A 13329-nucleotide genomic window follows, 5' to 3' on the forward strand; every position below is an offset into this window, starting at 1 on the left:
AAGAGCTCTATTACGCACCACCCGTGAACTTTTATCAGCTGACAACTACGAGATGAGGACGAGATGACGAATATCACCGATTCCGCGTCAGTCCAGCCGATACGCGTGGCCTTGCTGGGCTGTGGGGTCGTGGGATCCCAGGTGGCCCGAATGATTGAGTCAAGGAGGGAGGATGTTACCGCTCGAGTGGGACGTCAGGTCGAGCTTGCCGGCATTGCCGTGGCCCATCCTGATCGCCCACGCCAGGGCCTCGACTCACGCCTTTTTACCGATGATCCCACAACGCTCGTCAACCAAGACGACGTGGATATCGTCATTGAGCTCATTGGCGGCATCGACCCTGCCCGTCAACTCTTGACAGCTGCCCTGAGTAAGGGGCATTCGGTAGTGACAGCGAATAAGGCCCTGCTGGCCGCTCATGGTACTGAGTTGCATGCAGTGGCAGAGAGCAACGGCGTTGACCTGTACTACGAAGCTGCGGTGGCCGGAGCAATTCCGATCGTCCGCCCACTGCGCGAGTCTCTTGTAGGAGACCAAATCACTCGTGTCATGGGGATCGTCAATGGCACGACCAACTACATTCTCGACCAAATGACGACCACCGGCGCTGAGTTCGATGAGGCCCTTGCCCAGGCTAAAGCTAGGGGCTATGCCGAGGCCGATCCGACGGCTGATGTAGAGGGTTATGACGCTGCGGCTAAGGCTGCGTTGTTGTCGTCGCTCGCGTTCCATACGCGGTTGCGCGGTGACCAAGTGTATCGAGAAGGGGTTACCGCGATTACCCCAGATGACATCCGCGCTGCGCGCGACATGGATTGCGTCGTCAAGCTGTTGGCTGTGTGTCAGGCTGGCCCTGATGGTATTTCGGCTCGCGTCCACCCGGCTCTCGTTCCTGCTACCCATCCGTTGGGAGGTGTTTCAGGAGCTTTCAACGCGGTATTCGTCGAGGCTCGTGAGGCCGGACATCTCATGTTCCTCGGCCCGGGAGCCGGAGGCTCTCCCACGGCGTCAGCCGTTATGGGAGACCTTGTCACAGTGGCACGTAACCTCGTGCGAGGGGTTGCAGGTCCGCCTCAGGACGTGTACGGGGATTTCCCGATCTTGCCCATTTCCGAGGTCCACACTAGGTTCCACCTTCGCTTGCAAGTTCGTGATGAGCCCGGTGTCCTCGCCGAAGTCGCAAAGATCTTTGCCAGCCACAGTGTGTCCCTGCAAACTGTGCAACAGTCTGCGCTGGAGGGTACTGACCGCGGTGATGGGTGGTCAGCTACCCTCAAGATTCTCACCCACGAAGCCCGAGAGTGTGACGTCCAAATGTGCGTCAATGAACTCGCCGGCCACCATTACGTCAACTCCGATCCCCGTGTTATTCGAGTGGAGGGAATGTGATCATGAACCAGCAGAACCGTCCCTTCGGCATCATCGAAACCTATCGTGACCGCCTCCCCACGGACGGAATTGACCAGATCGTGACGCTTGGGGAAGGGTCGACCCCATTGGTACCTGCCCCACGACTAGGCGACGCGCTTGACGCAACGGTGTGGATCAAGGTTGAAGGAGCCAACCCAACCGGATCATTCAAAGATCGTGGCATGACAATGGCCATGACGAAGGCGCTTGCCGACGGTTCGAAGGTCGTGGTGTGCGCTTCTACCGGCAATACGTCTGCCTCAGCATCGGCTTACGCATCCCGGGCCGGCATGACCTCGGTCGTGCTCCTGCCTCAGGGCAAAATCGCAGCTGGCAAACTCGCCCAGGCTGTTGTCCATGGCGGTCGGATCATCCAGGTCCGCGGTAACTTTGACGATTGCCTGCGTATTGCCCGCGAACTGGCTGAGAATTTCCCGGTCTCCTTGGTGAACTCGGTTAACCCGTACCGCATCGAGGGACAGAAAACTGCCGCTTTCGAGGTCGTTGACGTTCTGGGTGACGCTCCTGATATCCACGCTCTGCCGGTGGGCAACGCAGGCAATATCACCGCGTATTGGAAAGGCTACCGCGAGTATGCAGCGGACGGTCCTGCCAGCTACACCCCGCGGATGTTCGGGTTCCAAGCTGCTGGCGCGGCCCCTCTGGTGTTGGGCCACGATGTCGATGCTCCGGAAACGGTAGCCACCGCTATTCGTATCGGTCGTCCGGCATCCGGGAAGCTGGCTTTAGCCGCTCGAGATGAGTCGGAGGGACTCATCGACTCCGTCACCGACGAACAACTCCTCGACGCTCAGGCCTTCTTGGCTGCTCAAGAGGGTATCTTCGTCGAGCCGGCATCGGCGGCCCCGGTGGCAGGTTTACTCAAGCTGAAATCCGAGGGACGCCTGGACCCTAGACAGCGCATTGTCATCACGGTAACTGGAAACGGTCTGAAAGACATTGACACTGCACTGTGCCGCACCACCCTGTCGACCGAGACCGTTGAGGCGTCGACCGATCAGGTGGCAGCCGTGCTGGACTTCGATTCCTGAGGAAGTGACAATGGCCGACAGTGTGCGGGTGCGTGTGCCCGCTACTTCTGCCAATCTCGGTCCCGGGTATGACTGCATGGGGCTAGCCCTGGATCTGTGGGATGAGGTTGGTGTCGAGGTACTCGATCGTCCCGGGGTGGTGATCGACGTGACAGGGGAAGGGGCCGACACAGTTCCTCATGACGAATCTCACCTCGTGGTGGCGACGATGCGCCAGGGGTTGGTGGAGTTCGGGTACCCCCGCCCTGATGCCGGGTTGCGCCTAGCTGCTGTCAATTCCGTCCCGCAAAGCCGTGGTCTAGGATCGTCGGCTGCGGCTATCGTTTCTGGGCTGGCATTGGCCTGGGGACTGGCCCGTCCTGGGCGCCCGCTGGATCGCACTGCGCTACTGACGATGACTGCTGCTATCGAGGGGCACCCGGACAATGCTGCTCCCGCAATTCTCGGGGGTGCGCAGCTGGCGTGGCTCGATGGCGGAATCGTCAACCACATCGGCCTAGCCGTCAACCCGTCGATCATCTTCCGGGTATGTGTTCCTGATCGCCACGTACCAACGACTTTGGCTCGGCAGGTGCTTCCTGAACAGGTTGAGCGCGCTCATGCGGTCCATCAAGTCCTGGCGGCGTCACTGCTTATCACTGCCCTGACGACCTCGCCCGGGCATCTCCTGGCGGCAACTCAGGACTGGCTTCACCAGCCATACCGTCGCTCTCTCATGCCGGAATCGGCTACGCTCATGGATAGCTTGCGCAGACGTGGTGTCGCCGCCGTTATTTCGGGCGCGGGGCCTACTGTCTTGGCTCTGGGGACCCGTGACCAACTCGACATGGCGTCCGACGTCGATACTGCTGGGTTCGTGGTGCATGACCTCGTTCTCGGTGAAGGAGTCCATTTCCTCTGACCTACTGTATGAACATGATCCGATGTGTGCGTTATAGTGGTGTCGTAGCGCGCCGGATGCGTGCAAATCCCCGCTGACGATCGTGATCCCCGTGTCACAGTCTTGTCCTTGGGGACCATGTCTTCGGCGTTCGAGGGCCTCGAACGCCACGCCACGACCTCCGCAAACCATTCGGTTTTCGTGGTGTCAGCCGCCCGACCTATTGTCGATTCCGACGGCAGGCCCGATGAAACCGCGCCCACCGGACGTCATACCGGCCGGGGCAGTTCGAAGGGATTTACGTGACTCAGACCTCACAGCCGGATGGATCCTTGGATCTGTCCACCAAGTTGCTCCCCGAGCTCCGCTCTATCGCTACTCAGATGGGCATTAAGGGAGCTCGTGGCATGCGGAAGGCTGACCTCGTCGCGGCTATCTCCGAGGGGGGATACCTGGGAACCGGAAGGCCAACTGCGCGTCAAAATCGTAGCCAGGAATCCCACACATCTAGCGACGAGGGCCGTCCACAGCGCAGCCAGCGACGTCGTCCTTCAGAGTCTAAGGACTCCGAATCTAAACCCGCTGAGGGGGAGAAGACTCCATCAGTAGGCGACCTGCTCGCCGTCGCCGAAGCTCAGAAGCAAGCGGAAACCGTTAAGAAGCCTGACGACGAAGGTCAACGTCGCGACGATAACTCGACCGATCGCCCTAGTCGTGAGCGCGGTGACCTTAGTCATCGAGGCGATCCGCCACGGCGCCGGGCCCGCAACACCTCACGAGACAATTCCAACGGTAGTTCTGGCGACAGCAACATCAGCGACGAGGTTGGAGCCCGTCTCGAAGCCCTATCGCGCGGTCAGCGTAATGATCGCAACCAGTCAGACCGTGGCGCTCAGAATGACCGCATCGACGACGCTTCTTCCGATTCCGACGACGAGTACGGTCGGTTCTCGGAATACGGCAATGGCGGGCGACGGTCTCGCCGTCGCCGTCAGCGTGACCGCCAGAACCGTCGCAAGCGTTCTAACGACCGCTACTCCGATTCCGAGCCGAATGTGCGTGAGGACGACGTGCTTGTCCCATGCTCGGGCATCCTCGATATTCGTGACCAATACGCCTTTGTGCGCACCTCGGGATATCTGCCCGGGGCCAGTGATGCCTATGTGTCGATGGCTATGGTGCGTCGGCACCACCTGCGCAAGGGCGACGTCATCGTCGGACAGATGCGTGCCCATCGCGAGGGGGAGAGGCGGGAAAAGTTCGCACCACTGGTGAAGATTGATCAGGTCAATGGGGCTGATCCTGAGCAGATGAAGCAGCGCCCAGAGTTTTCTAAACTCACCCCGCTGTATCCGCAGGAACGGCTACGCCTCGAAGACGACCCCAAAAACATGACTGGCCGAATCATCGACCTCGTCAGCCCGATTGGTAAAGGCCAGCGCGGCCTCATCGTTTCGCCTCCGAAAGCTGGCAAGACGATGATCATGCAGTCGATCGCAAACTCGATCACGCGCAATAACCCTGAGGTTCACCTCATGGTCGTGTTGGTCGATGAGCGTCCTGAGGAAGTCACTGATTTCCAGCGCACTGTCAGCGGCGAGGTCGTCGCATCGACTTTCGACCGTCCTGCCGACGATCACACCCAGCTGTCCGAATTGGCCATCGAGCGCGCCAAACGCCTCGTGGAACTTGGCCACGACGTTGTCATTTTGCTGGACGGCATCACCCGTCTGGGGCGCGCATACAACCTTGCTGCTCCAGCCTCCGGTCGAATCCTTTCTGGGGGTGTCGACTCAGCTGCCCTGTACCCGCCGAAGAAGTTCTTTGGTGCTGCCCGCAATATTGAGCACGGTGGTTCCCTGACGATCCTCGCCACCGCCCTGGTCGAAACCGGGTCGAAGATGGACGAGGTTATTTTCGAGGAATTCAAGGGTACCGGCAATATGGAGTTGCGGCTTCGTCGCGAGTTTGCCAATAAGAGGCTGTTCCCGGCTATCGACGTTGACGCGTCGGGTACCCGTCGCGAGGAATTGCTGCTATCACGCGAGGAGACGGCGATTATGTGGAAGCTGCGCAGAGTGCTATCTGGTCTGGAAGGCTCCCAAGCTCTCGAAATGATGGTCTCGCGGCTGCGCAAGACTCAGACGAATGTGGAGTTCTTGTACACCATTTCCAAGACAACTCCAAACCAGGATTGAGGTCGATAAGTGGACCGGAGCTGGTTGCCTGGTGTATGCTGGCACGCCGGTTCCGGTTCACGTCCGTTCTATCATTCGGGCGACCCGGGGCGCATTCAATAAGGAGATCACATCATGAAGCAGGGAATTCATCCCGATTACCACGAGACGACCGTGGTGTGCACCTGCGGGAACACTTTCACTACTCGCAGCACCTCGTCGTCCGGCACCCTTAATGCTGATGTTTGCTCAAAGTGCCATCCGTTCTACACCGGCAAGCAGAAGATCCTTGACTCTGGTGGCCGCGTCGCCCGGTTCGAGCGCCGCTACGGCAAGAAGAATTGACGTCGTCTATCAATGACGTATCGCCATGACGCTGGGCTGCTGCTCGGCGTCATGGTCGTTCCTGGGGCTACAACGCCAGACCTGGACGGGGCTGGTCAGGAGAGGCATGAGCGAATCTGCGCAACACGCGATTGACGAGATCCGTCGTCGTCTTCGGGAGATCGAAATCCAGCTGGCCAATCCTGCGGTGCTATCGGACCCCTCCGCTATGGGACGGCTCGGTAAGCGTCATGCACGCCTTCGTCATGTCGTATCGGTAGCCGATAACGTCGACCAGCTGAACGCTGATATTGAGGCAGCCGAGGACCTCGCTAACGAGGATCCTGTCTTTGTACAGGAGGCTGAGAGGTTGCGCGGCCAATTGGACCTCGCCAGAACAGAGCTCACCGAATTACTGGCTCCGTCGGACCCTCTCGATCAGGAGGATGCCTTGGTTGAGATTCATTCGGGTGAGGGTGGCGAAGAATCCGCCCTCTTCGCTGCTGATCTCTTGCGGATGTATACCAGGTACGCTGAGCGGGTGGGTTGGAGCGTCCGTGAGCTGACTAGCGAACTGACAGATCTTGGCGGGTACCGCACGGTCGTGGTTGCCGTTGGGGGGGTTCCGTCGCGCCCGGCGTACGGTTACCTCAAGCATGAAGGTGGCGTCCATCGCGTGCAGCGGGTGCCAGTGACGGAGTCGTCAGGACGCATCCATACCTCAGCAGTTGGAGTCCTTGTCATGCCGGATGTCGACGAGACCGAGGTCGATATCGACCCTGCTGATATCCGCGTTGACGTTTATCGGTCTTCGGGGCCTGGCGGCCAGGGGGTCAACACTACAGATTCGGCCGTTCGTCTAACTCACCTGCCCACCGGCATTGTCGCCAGCTGTCAAAATGAGCGCAGCCAGTTGCAGAATAAAGCAGAGGCGATGCGGATGCTGCGGGCAAAAGTCGCTGCCTTGGCGGCCCAGCAAGCCGCTGATGAGAATGATCGAATGCGCCGCGACCAGGTACGTACTGTCGATAGATCGGCTCGGGTGCGCACGTATAACTTTCCCGAGAATCGCCTGACAGATCACCGTATTGGGTACAAGTCCAGGAAACTCGACCAGATCTTGGCTGGCGATCTGGGTGAGGTTCTCGACGCTCTCCATGCCGACGAGGTGCGGCGTCGGATGGCACAACAGTCAGAAGGCCGAGAATCCTGATGGCAGTTCATAGCCCCTCCCTCCTGCTGGCACGTGCCACCTGTCAACTGGCCGCCGGGGGGATTGAGACCCCGGCAGCAGATGCGCGCATGTTGCTGTGCGAGGCACTCGGGATTCAACCGTCACAACTCATTCGCGTAGCAAGCGTTCATGCTGACGACGAGGATCGCTTCAACGAGATGGTGGATCGACGTCGAGCTGGGGAGCCGGCGCAGTTTATCGTTGGCCATGCCTGGTTCCGCGGCCTTCGGGTGGAGGTCGGGCCAGGGGTGTTTATACCCCGTTTGGAGACGGAATTGGTGGCCGAGCAGGCCGTCCAAGAGGCTCAACGTTTGGTGATGGCGAGCGCATGCCCCAGCGTGGTCGATCTGTGTACCGGCACCGGTGCCATCGCCCTCGCGGTGGCTAGCGAGGTCCCGGGTTCCCGGGTCAGTGCCGTCGAAATGGATGAAGCTGCTTTGACGTGGGCCCGACGCAACCTGTGTGATTCCGGAGTGGAGATTCTCGCGGGCGACGCTTTGCGGGTGCCTGACGATGGTCGACGGTTCGACGTTGTCGTGACGAATCCGCCGTACCTTCGGCGTATTGACGCTTCGTCGATTCCCGACGAAGTCACCGGTCATGAACCCGACCTCGCCTTATTTTCTGGTGACGACGGTCTCGACTTACCGCGGCAGCTCGTCGGGCGGGCCGCCGAGCTGCTCACGGCGGGTGGCCTGTTCATCATGGAACACGACGAAACCCAACGTGACGAGCTCATGACGGCGATGGCGACCTCTCACATGTGGGAGCAGATCGAGGACCATGACGATCTAGCAGGTAGACCGAGGTTCGTCACGGCTCGTCGACGGTGCAAGGATGGATGCCATGGATGAGTCTGACCAGATGATGGTCGATGCCGACGAGCTGACCGGGCTTGTCGCAGAGGAGCACCGTACAGAAGAGAAGCCGACAGTCACCGACGTTGAGCCAGCAGGAGACGCCGCGGTTGAAGACTCCGGGATTTCCCCGTTCATCCTTGACGTCGCTGACCCCGATGCTTGCGAGGAGGCTTTAGTACAGGCCGCAGACGCCATCGCCGATGGCGAGTGCATCGTGCTACCGACAGACACCGTATACGGTATTGGTGCTGACGCCCTCAACCCCTTGGCAGTGCAGCGCCTACTCAATGCCAAGGAGCGTGGCCGCGATATGCCGCCGCCCGTTCTCGTCAGCGATTCAGTCGCCTTGCCCGCCCTGTGTCAGCACATACCAGCGGGGGCAAAGGCCCTTGCGGAGAAGTACTGGCCGGGAGGTCTCACCCTCATCCTGCGTGCTCAGGAATCTCTCGGCATGGATTTGGGAGAGACCAACGGCACCCTTGCCGTTCGCGTCCCCGACCAGGACCAGACCCGTGAGTTGTTGCGCATGACCGGACCAATGGCCGTCTCTAGTGCGAACAAGTCTGGCCACCCGGCGGCCTTGACTGCGCAGGAGGCCGCCGATCAACTGGGCGTCGAGGTGGCCGTTTACCTGGATGCCGGCCCTAGTCGGGTCGGGGAGTCTTCGACGATTATTGACTTCGTCTCGACGGCGGACGGAAAAGTGGTGCGTCAAGGCGCGCTATCGCTGGAGGCTATCCATGAGGTTGCCTCTGACGTTATTGGGATGGAATCGTCGGTTGCCGACCAGAAGTCGTCTGAAGACCATGATCCCGACGCTGCTCTTCCGGAGACCGAGTTGACGCAGCCAGAGATCGAGGGCTGATACTCGACATGCGTGAATACCTTTTGGTGATGCTGACATCGGGCTTGACGACCTACTTGCTGTCTGGCCTGTGTCGGCAGGCCGCCCTCAGATGGAGGGCAGTCGCCAAAGTGCGTTCACGTGATGTCCATACCGTCCCCATTCCTTACTTTGGCGGGGTGGCCATGCTGGGGGGAGTGGCATTGGCGTGTCTGCTGGCTCGCAATATGCCTTTCCTGGGCCGTCACCTCCTGGTCGCTGACGATGCTCTCACGATCTGTTTTGCAGGTGTGGTGATCTGTGCTGTGGGTGTCGTCGATGACCTGCTTGATCTTCCCGCCATGGCCAAGGCAGCTGGCCAGGTCCTAGCGGCCGGCATCGTTGTCACAGGCGGAGTGCGAATGTTTTGGATTCCGCTGCCGAACTCCATCATTGCTTTGGGAACGCCCACCTCAATCCTGGTGACAGTGTTCTTCATTGTGCTGTGCGCCAATGCGGTGAATTTCATTGATGGCCTCGACGGCCTGGCATCCGGTGTGGTGGCCATTGGCTCCCTGGCTTTCTTCTCATACACCTACCTGCTGGCCCACGAACAGGACTTCGTCGTTGCGACGACGACCAGCCTCATCACGGCCGCGACTGCCGGCGCCTGCCTTGGTTTTCTGCCCCACAATTGGCATCCGGCCAGGATGTTCATGGGCGATTCCGGGGCTCTGTTACTTGGCCTATTGCTCGCCACCTCGACGATCTCGTTGACCGGTCAAATCGATTCGACCGCTCTGACGGCACGGGGCGGAGGATTGGTTCCGGCCTACTTGCCGATTGTTGTGCCACTCATGGTGTTGGCCATTCCCTTCCTCGATCTTGTCATGGGCTATGTCCGGCGGACATGGCGAGGGACCTGGTTCTTCGTTGCTGACAAGCAACACCTTCACCACCGATTGTTACAACGAGGTCACTCGCACGTGCGCGCGGTCTTGTTGATGTATCTATGGGCTGCTGTACTCACTTTTGGGACCGTGTTTATTGGCTTAGAACAAACGTGGTGGGCGGTCGTGATCGTGGTAGCAGGATTTGCCATGTGCGTGGTCCTCACCATGGCGAATTCTCGTCATCCAGCCGCCCAGACCTGAGATGTCGATGTTGTTACGCCCCATGTGTTACCTTTCTCACCGAGGAGGTCCTCACCAGGCACATCACTACTCGACTCACAGCGTCGCGTCGCCGAATTCAGATGCCCTGAGTATTCACCACAGGAATCATCGGTCATGACCACGGGAAGGGATGACAAGATGATAAATCCCGCCACGGCTAGTCCTAGTCAGGCCTGCACGAGTCGTTGCGCACCGGTGACGTCCCGTGTCTTATCTCGCATCTACCGCAGTGGGTTGTTATGGGCTACGGTGGCCGGCCTGATAATGACCTGCGTGATGAGCGTATTCGTTCAGCCTCACGTGCCGTCAGCTCTTAGTGGTCTGGCCGGCACCATCGTGGCGGTGGCGTTCATGGCGTGCGGCCGTGAAGTTCATCTGCTCAATCGCAGTGACTCCTGGCTTCTCGGCGTCGGCCTGTTCATCATTCAGATTGGTGCTCTCGGATGCCTAGGAGTTCTGGTAATCGAGTGTCACACCGGTCTTCGGCCGGTTCCGTGCGCATCGGCAATGATCGGAGCCTCTCTGGCCTGGATTGTCGGCGTGGTGGTAGCTGGCCGGCAACCGCAGCGAATTTATGAAGATCCCGAAGATCCAACTCGTGCCGCGAGTCGTCGGACCGGTGGCGGTCTTCGATGAACACTAATGGAGCTATGGCTGCTAAAGTCGGCATGGACATGGGCACGAACTCAATGACGCGAACGAGCACTAGCTCCGCGCCGTCTAGCAACGACGACGCGTGGGGGGTCTTGAGCTATGTCCTGGCGGGCATGCTCTTCTACGGTGGCATCGGCTGGCTGCTGTCAAGCCGTTTCCATCAGATGTGGATTTTCGTCGTTGGCATGATCGTCGGGCTTGCGGCGAGCGTCTACCTCATTGTTAAGCGGTACGGGGTCGTGCCCGACCAGAACGACGACCAGGAGGGTCAGTGAGCGGGATCGTGTCTCCTCTGGAGTTCCGCACTCCAGGGCTTGAGGACTTCAAGTTCGACGGGACCTTCGGAGTGGCTTGGATGGATAAGCCGTTCTGGCAGGCGGTCATTGCATTTCTTGTCGTCATCGCCTTCTGGGTATGGATGAGTCGCGGCCTCAAGGTTATGCCTGGCAAGCGTCAGGTCTTCGGCGAGTACTGCTACAACTTCATTCGTAACTCCCTGGTGCGAGACACCATCGGCCACGGATTCGAGCCGTGGCTGCCGTATCTGGTTGCTCTCTTCAGCTTCATCCTCGTCAATAACTGGTTCGGTGAACTTTTCGTCTTCATGTTCCCGACCTTCTCCCATGTCGGATACGTTTACGGCCTGGCCATCGTCTCCTGGTTTGTCTACATCATCGCTGGTTTTAAGACCAAAGGGATTCGCTACCTCAAGGATTCGATGCTGCCCCCTGGCGTGCCCTGGTATCTGTGGTGGCTCATCATTCCGTTGGAGTTCTTGTCGAACTTCATTACCCGTCCGCTGACCCTGTCGCTGCGACTATTTGCCAACATGCTTGCCGGCCACCTCATCATCATGATCTTCGTTGTCGGTGGCGGATTCCTGCTCACCTACCCGTCCAGCATCATTTACAACGCGGCTGGCGGTTTCTCCCTGATCCTCAGCTTCGCGCTCTTCGCGTTGGAGTTGTTCGTAGGCTTCCTACAGGCCTACGTATTCACCGTGCTGTCAGCACAGTATGTTGCGTCCTCGATTTCTGAAGGACACTGACAGCGCATTCATCTCTAGGACCTCGTCGTCAAACCGACCGGCGACGAAGACAACGCCCCGCAAGGGGCACAATCCGGAAGGACACACCATGGTTCCCATGCTCATCGGAGGTTCGCTTAACTCCCTCGGCTACGGCCTGGCCACCCTTGGTCCGGCTCTCGGCGTGGCGTGGATCTTTGCTGCCGTCATCAATGGCACCGCTCGTCAGCCCGAGGCTCGCCCGGCCATGATGTCGACGGCGTTCATCGGCTTCGCCGTGGTCGAAGCCCTCGCGCTGTTCGGCTTCGTCCTCGCCTTCATCGTTAAGTGAGTCTGGGCGCATGAACATTCTCGAGATGGATTTGGGGCCACTCGTCCCACACCATTCCATCGAGATCATCGTCGGCATAATCCTCCTGCTGCTTCTCACCTGGCTTATTGCCAAGGCGGTTGTGCCCCGTTTTGAGAAGCTCTACGAGGAGCGCACCGAGACGATTCAAGGTGGGATCGAGAGGGCTGAGAAGGCCCAGGCTGAGGCTCAAGTGGCTCTTGAGAAGTACCAGGCTCAGCTGGCCAACGTGCGCGATGAAGCTGCTCAGATTCGTGACGACGCGAAGAGCCAGGGTGCGCAGGTTATTGCCGAGATGCGTGCCAACGCGCAGGCAGAGGCTGATCGGATTACCGAGCGTGCCAACGCTCAAATTCAGGCCGAGCGCGACCAGGCGGTGCGCGAAATACGTGCCGAAATCGGTGATCTTGCGACCACCCTGGCTAGTCGGATCGTGGGGGAGTCCCTGCAAGACGACCAGCGCGTCCAGGCGACCGTTGACCGCTTCCTCGCTTCGCTCGCTGAGGAGCCCTCGGCGTCTGATTCACGGACGGTGAATCAGACATGACGACGGTGGTGAGCGCATCACAACAGCTAGACGCAGTTGGTGATCGACTTGGCACAGGCACCGGGCTCGCGAGTGAGATTTTCGCGGTTGTTGACATCTTGAATCGCGAATCTGGCTTACGACGGGCTGTATCAGACACCAGTTCCGAGGCCAGGGCTCGTCAGGGGCTTATGGATGCGGTCTTTACGTCGAAGGTCTCGCCCGATTGCAGGGAACTTCTGGGCGAGACAACCACGTGCAAGTGGCGGTCCCCCGCAGCGCTGACCCGCGCCCTGGAGCGGCAGGGAGTCCGTGCCGTGCTGCGCGGGGCCCGACAGGCTGACCGCTTTGAGGCCGTTGCCGACGAGTTGTTCCACGTGAGCCGACTCGTGCGCGGGCAAGCGGCGCTGCAAGTGGCACTGGGTGATCCCAACCGCTCAGTGGCGGATCGCCAGGAGTTGCTGACGACGTTGGTTGGAGACTGCGTGGGTGAGGACACTCTTACGCTGGCTCGCCGAGCCGTGGTGGCATCCGATAGTACTTTCGAGCAGGAGATCGACGGCTACTTGCACATTGCCGCTGAGATGGCTGATCGCAAGCGTGCGATTGTGACGACTGCTAGGGCACTGACCGACGTTCAGCGTGCGGAAGTGGTGAAGCAACTGGAACGGATCACGGGTAGCCCGATCGAGCTGTCTGAGGTCGTTGACCCGGCGGTGCTCGGAGGTGCGCTCATCAACCTCGGTGACGAGGTCATTGATTCGACGGTGGCCCACCGTCTGGACCAGGCCCGACGAGAACTGGGCTGACGACACATGTGACCCCCACCTCGGCTGCG

15 protein-coding genes are annotated in these 13329 nt (G+C 59.7%); all 15 read left to right on the forward strand.

Features of this window, described 5'->3' with window-relative positions; translation table 11 throughout:
* Positions 1 to 63 precede the first annotated feature (63 nt).
* The 15 genes from F1563_RS00765 to atpH all read left to right on the forward strand — a co-directional run bounded on the left by F1563_RS00765 (position 64) and on the right by atpH (position 13300).
* Positions 64 to 1389, forward strand: a complete 1326-nt coding sequence (locus tag F1563_RS00765; protein ID WP_002526721.1) for a homoserine dehydrogenase — start codon at positions 64 to 66, stop codon at positions 1387 to 1389.
* Entirely contained in the window at positions 1386 to 2462 is a 1077-nt protein-coding gene (gene thrC, locus F1563_RS00770; protein WP_002526722.1) for a threonine synthase, read from the forward strand. The genes F1563_RS00765 and thrC overlap by 4 nt, the downstream gene beginning before the upstream one ends.
* A 10-nt stretch (positions 2463 to 2472) precedes the next feature.
* A complete protein-coding gene (gene thrB / locus F1563_RS00775; RefSeq protein ID WP_007433892.1) occupies positions 2473 to 3363 on the forward strand; it encodes a homoserine kinase in 891 nt (296 codons plus the stop codon).
* Positions 3364 to 3644: 281 nt separating this feature from the next.
* A complete protein-coding gene (gene rho / locus F1563_RS00780) occupies positions 3645 to 5540 on the forward strand; it encodes a transcription termination factor Rho (protein ID WP_007433890.1) in 1896 nt (631 codons plus the stop codon).
* Between the two features lie 114 nt (positions 5541 to 5654).
* On the forward strand, positions 5655 to 5864 hold the full coding sequence (gene rpmE, locus F1563_RS00785) for a 50S ribosomal protein L31 (protein ID WP_002526727.1): 210 nt from the start codon (positions 5655 to 5657) through the stop codon (positions 5862 to 5864).
* 106 nt (positions 5865 to 5970) lie between these two features.
* Positions 5971 to 7056 carry a peptide chain release factor 1 gene (prfA, locus tag F1563_RS00790; protein WP_007433888.1) on the forward strand — a complete coding sequence of 362 codons (1086 nt, stop codon included), beginning with the start codon at positions 5971 to 5973 and terminating at the stop codon, positions 7054 to 7056.
* A complete protein-coding gene (gene prmC / locus F1563_RS00795; RefSeq protein ID WP_002526729.1) occupies positions 7056 to 7931 on the forward strand; it encodes a peptide chain release factor N(5)-glutamine methyltransferase in 876 nt (291 codons plus the stop codon). Before prfA ends, prmC begins: the two co-directional genes overlap by 1 nt.
* Positions 7915 to 8802, forward strand: a complete 888-nt coding sequence (locus F1563_RS00800) for an L-threonylcarbamoyladenylate synthase (RefSeq protein ID WP_002546891.1) — start codon at positions 7915 to 7917, stop codon at positions 8800 to 8802. Before prmC ends, F1563_RS00800 begins: the two co-directional genes overlap by 17 nt.
* 8 nt (positions 8803 to 8810) lie before the next feature.
* Positions 8811 to 9914, forward strand: a complete 1104-nt coding sequence (locus F1563_RS00805; protein WP_002526731.1) for an MraY family glycosyltransferase — start codon at positions 8811 to 8813, stop codon at positions 9912 to 9914.
* 297 nt (positions 9915 to 10211) lie between these two features.
* A complete protein-coding gene (locus tag F1563_RS00815; RefSeq protein ID WP_172623544.1) occupies positions 10212 to 10571 on the forward strand; it encodes a cyanate permease in 360 nt (119 codons plus the stop codon).
* A 14-nt stretch (positions 10572 to 10585) separates the two neighbouring features.
* A complete protein-coding gene (locus F1563_RS00820; protein WP_002526733.1) occupies positions 10586 to 10864 on the forward strand; it encodes an AtpZ/AtpI family protein in 279 nt (92 codons plus the stop codon).
* The gene (atpB, locus tag F1563_RS00825; protein WP_002526734.1) at positions 10861 to 11637 is read left to right on the forward strand and encodes a F0F1 ATP synthase subunit A; all 777 of its coding nucleotides are present in this window, start codon (positions 10861 to 10863) and stop codon (positions 11635 to 11637) included. Before F1563_RS00820 ends, atpB begins: the two co-directional genes overlap by 4 nt.
* 88 nt (positions 11638 to 11725) lie before the next feature.
* Entirely contained in the window at positions 11726 to 11947 is a 222-nt protein-coding gene (gene atpE / locus F1563_RS00830) for an ATP synthase F0 subunit C (RefSeq protein ID WP_002526735.1), read from the forward strand.
* Positions 11948 to 11957: 10 nt separating this feature from the next.
* Positions 11958 to 12512 (forward strand): F0F1 ATP synthase subunit B, encoded by a 555-nt coding sequence (locus tag F1563_RS00835; RefSeq protein ID WP_002526736.1) that lies wholly within the window; start codon positions 11958 to 11960, stop codon positions 12510 to 12512.
* A complete protein-coding gene (gene atpH, locus F1563_RS00840; RefSeq protein WP_002526737.1) occupies positions 12509 to 13300 on the forward strand; it encodes an ATP synthase F1 subunit delta in 792 nt (263 codons plus the stop codon). Before F1563_RS00835 ends, atpH begins: the two co-directional genes overlap by 4 nt.
* Positions 13301 to 13329: the final 29 nt, after the last annotated feature.

Origin of the sequence: Cutibacterium modestum (assembly GCF_008326345.1) — a bacterium.
GTDB classification, from domain to species: Bacteria; Actinomycetota; Actinomycetes; order Propionibacteriales; family Propionibacteriaceae; genus Cutibacterium; species Cutibacterium modestum.

Bases quoted from the DNA above. Each gene is read 5' to 3' on its own strand.
- F1563_RS00835 (WP_002526736.1), top strand. From the start codon at position 11,958: ATGAACATTCTCGAGATGGATTTGGGGCCACTCGTCCCACACCATTCC.
- rpmE (WP_002526727.1), top strand. From the start codon at position 5,655: ATGAAGCAGGGAATTCATCCCGATTACCACGAGACGACCGTGGTGTGC.
- F1563_RS00765 (WP_002526721.1), top strand. From the start codon at position 64: ATGACGAATATCACCGATTCCGCGTCAGTCCAGCCGATACGCGTGGCC.
- F1563_RS00820 (WP_002526733.1), top strand. From the start codon at position 10,586: ATGGCTGCTAAAGTCGGCATGGACATGGGCACGAACTCAATGACGCGA.
- thrB (WP_007433892.1), top strand. From the start codon at position 2,473: ATGGCCGACAGTGTGCGGGTGCGTGTGCCCGCTACTTCTGCCAATCTC.
- F1563_RS00805 (WP_002526731.1), top strand. From the start codon at position 8,811: ATGCGTGAATACCTTTTGGTGATGCTGACATCGGGCTTGACGACCTAC.
- prmC (WP_002526729.1), top strand. From the start codon at position 7,056: ATGGCAGTTCATAGCCCCTCCCTCCTGCTGGCACGTGCCACCTGTCAA.
- prfA (WP_007433888.1), top strand. From the start codon at position 5,971: ATGAGCGAATCTGCGCAACACGCGATTGACGAGATCCGTCGTCGTCTT.
- F1563_RS00800 (WP_002546891.1), top strand. From the start codon at position 7,915: ATGGATGCCATGGATGAGTCTGACCAGATGATGGTCGATGCCGACGAG.
- atpE (WP_002526735.1), top strand. From the start codon at position 11,726: ATGGTTCCCATGCTCATCGGAGGTTCGCTTAACTCCCTCGGCTACGGC.
- F1563_RS00815 (WP_172623544.1), top strand. From the start codon at position 10,212: ATGAGCGTATTCGTTCAGCCTCACGTGCCGTCAGCTCTTAGTGGTCTG.
- atpH (WP_002526737.1), top strand. From the start codon at position 12,509: ATGACGACGGTGGTGAGCGCATCACAACAGCTAGACGCAGTTGGTGAT.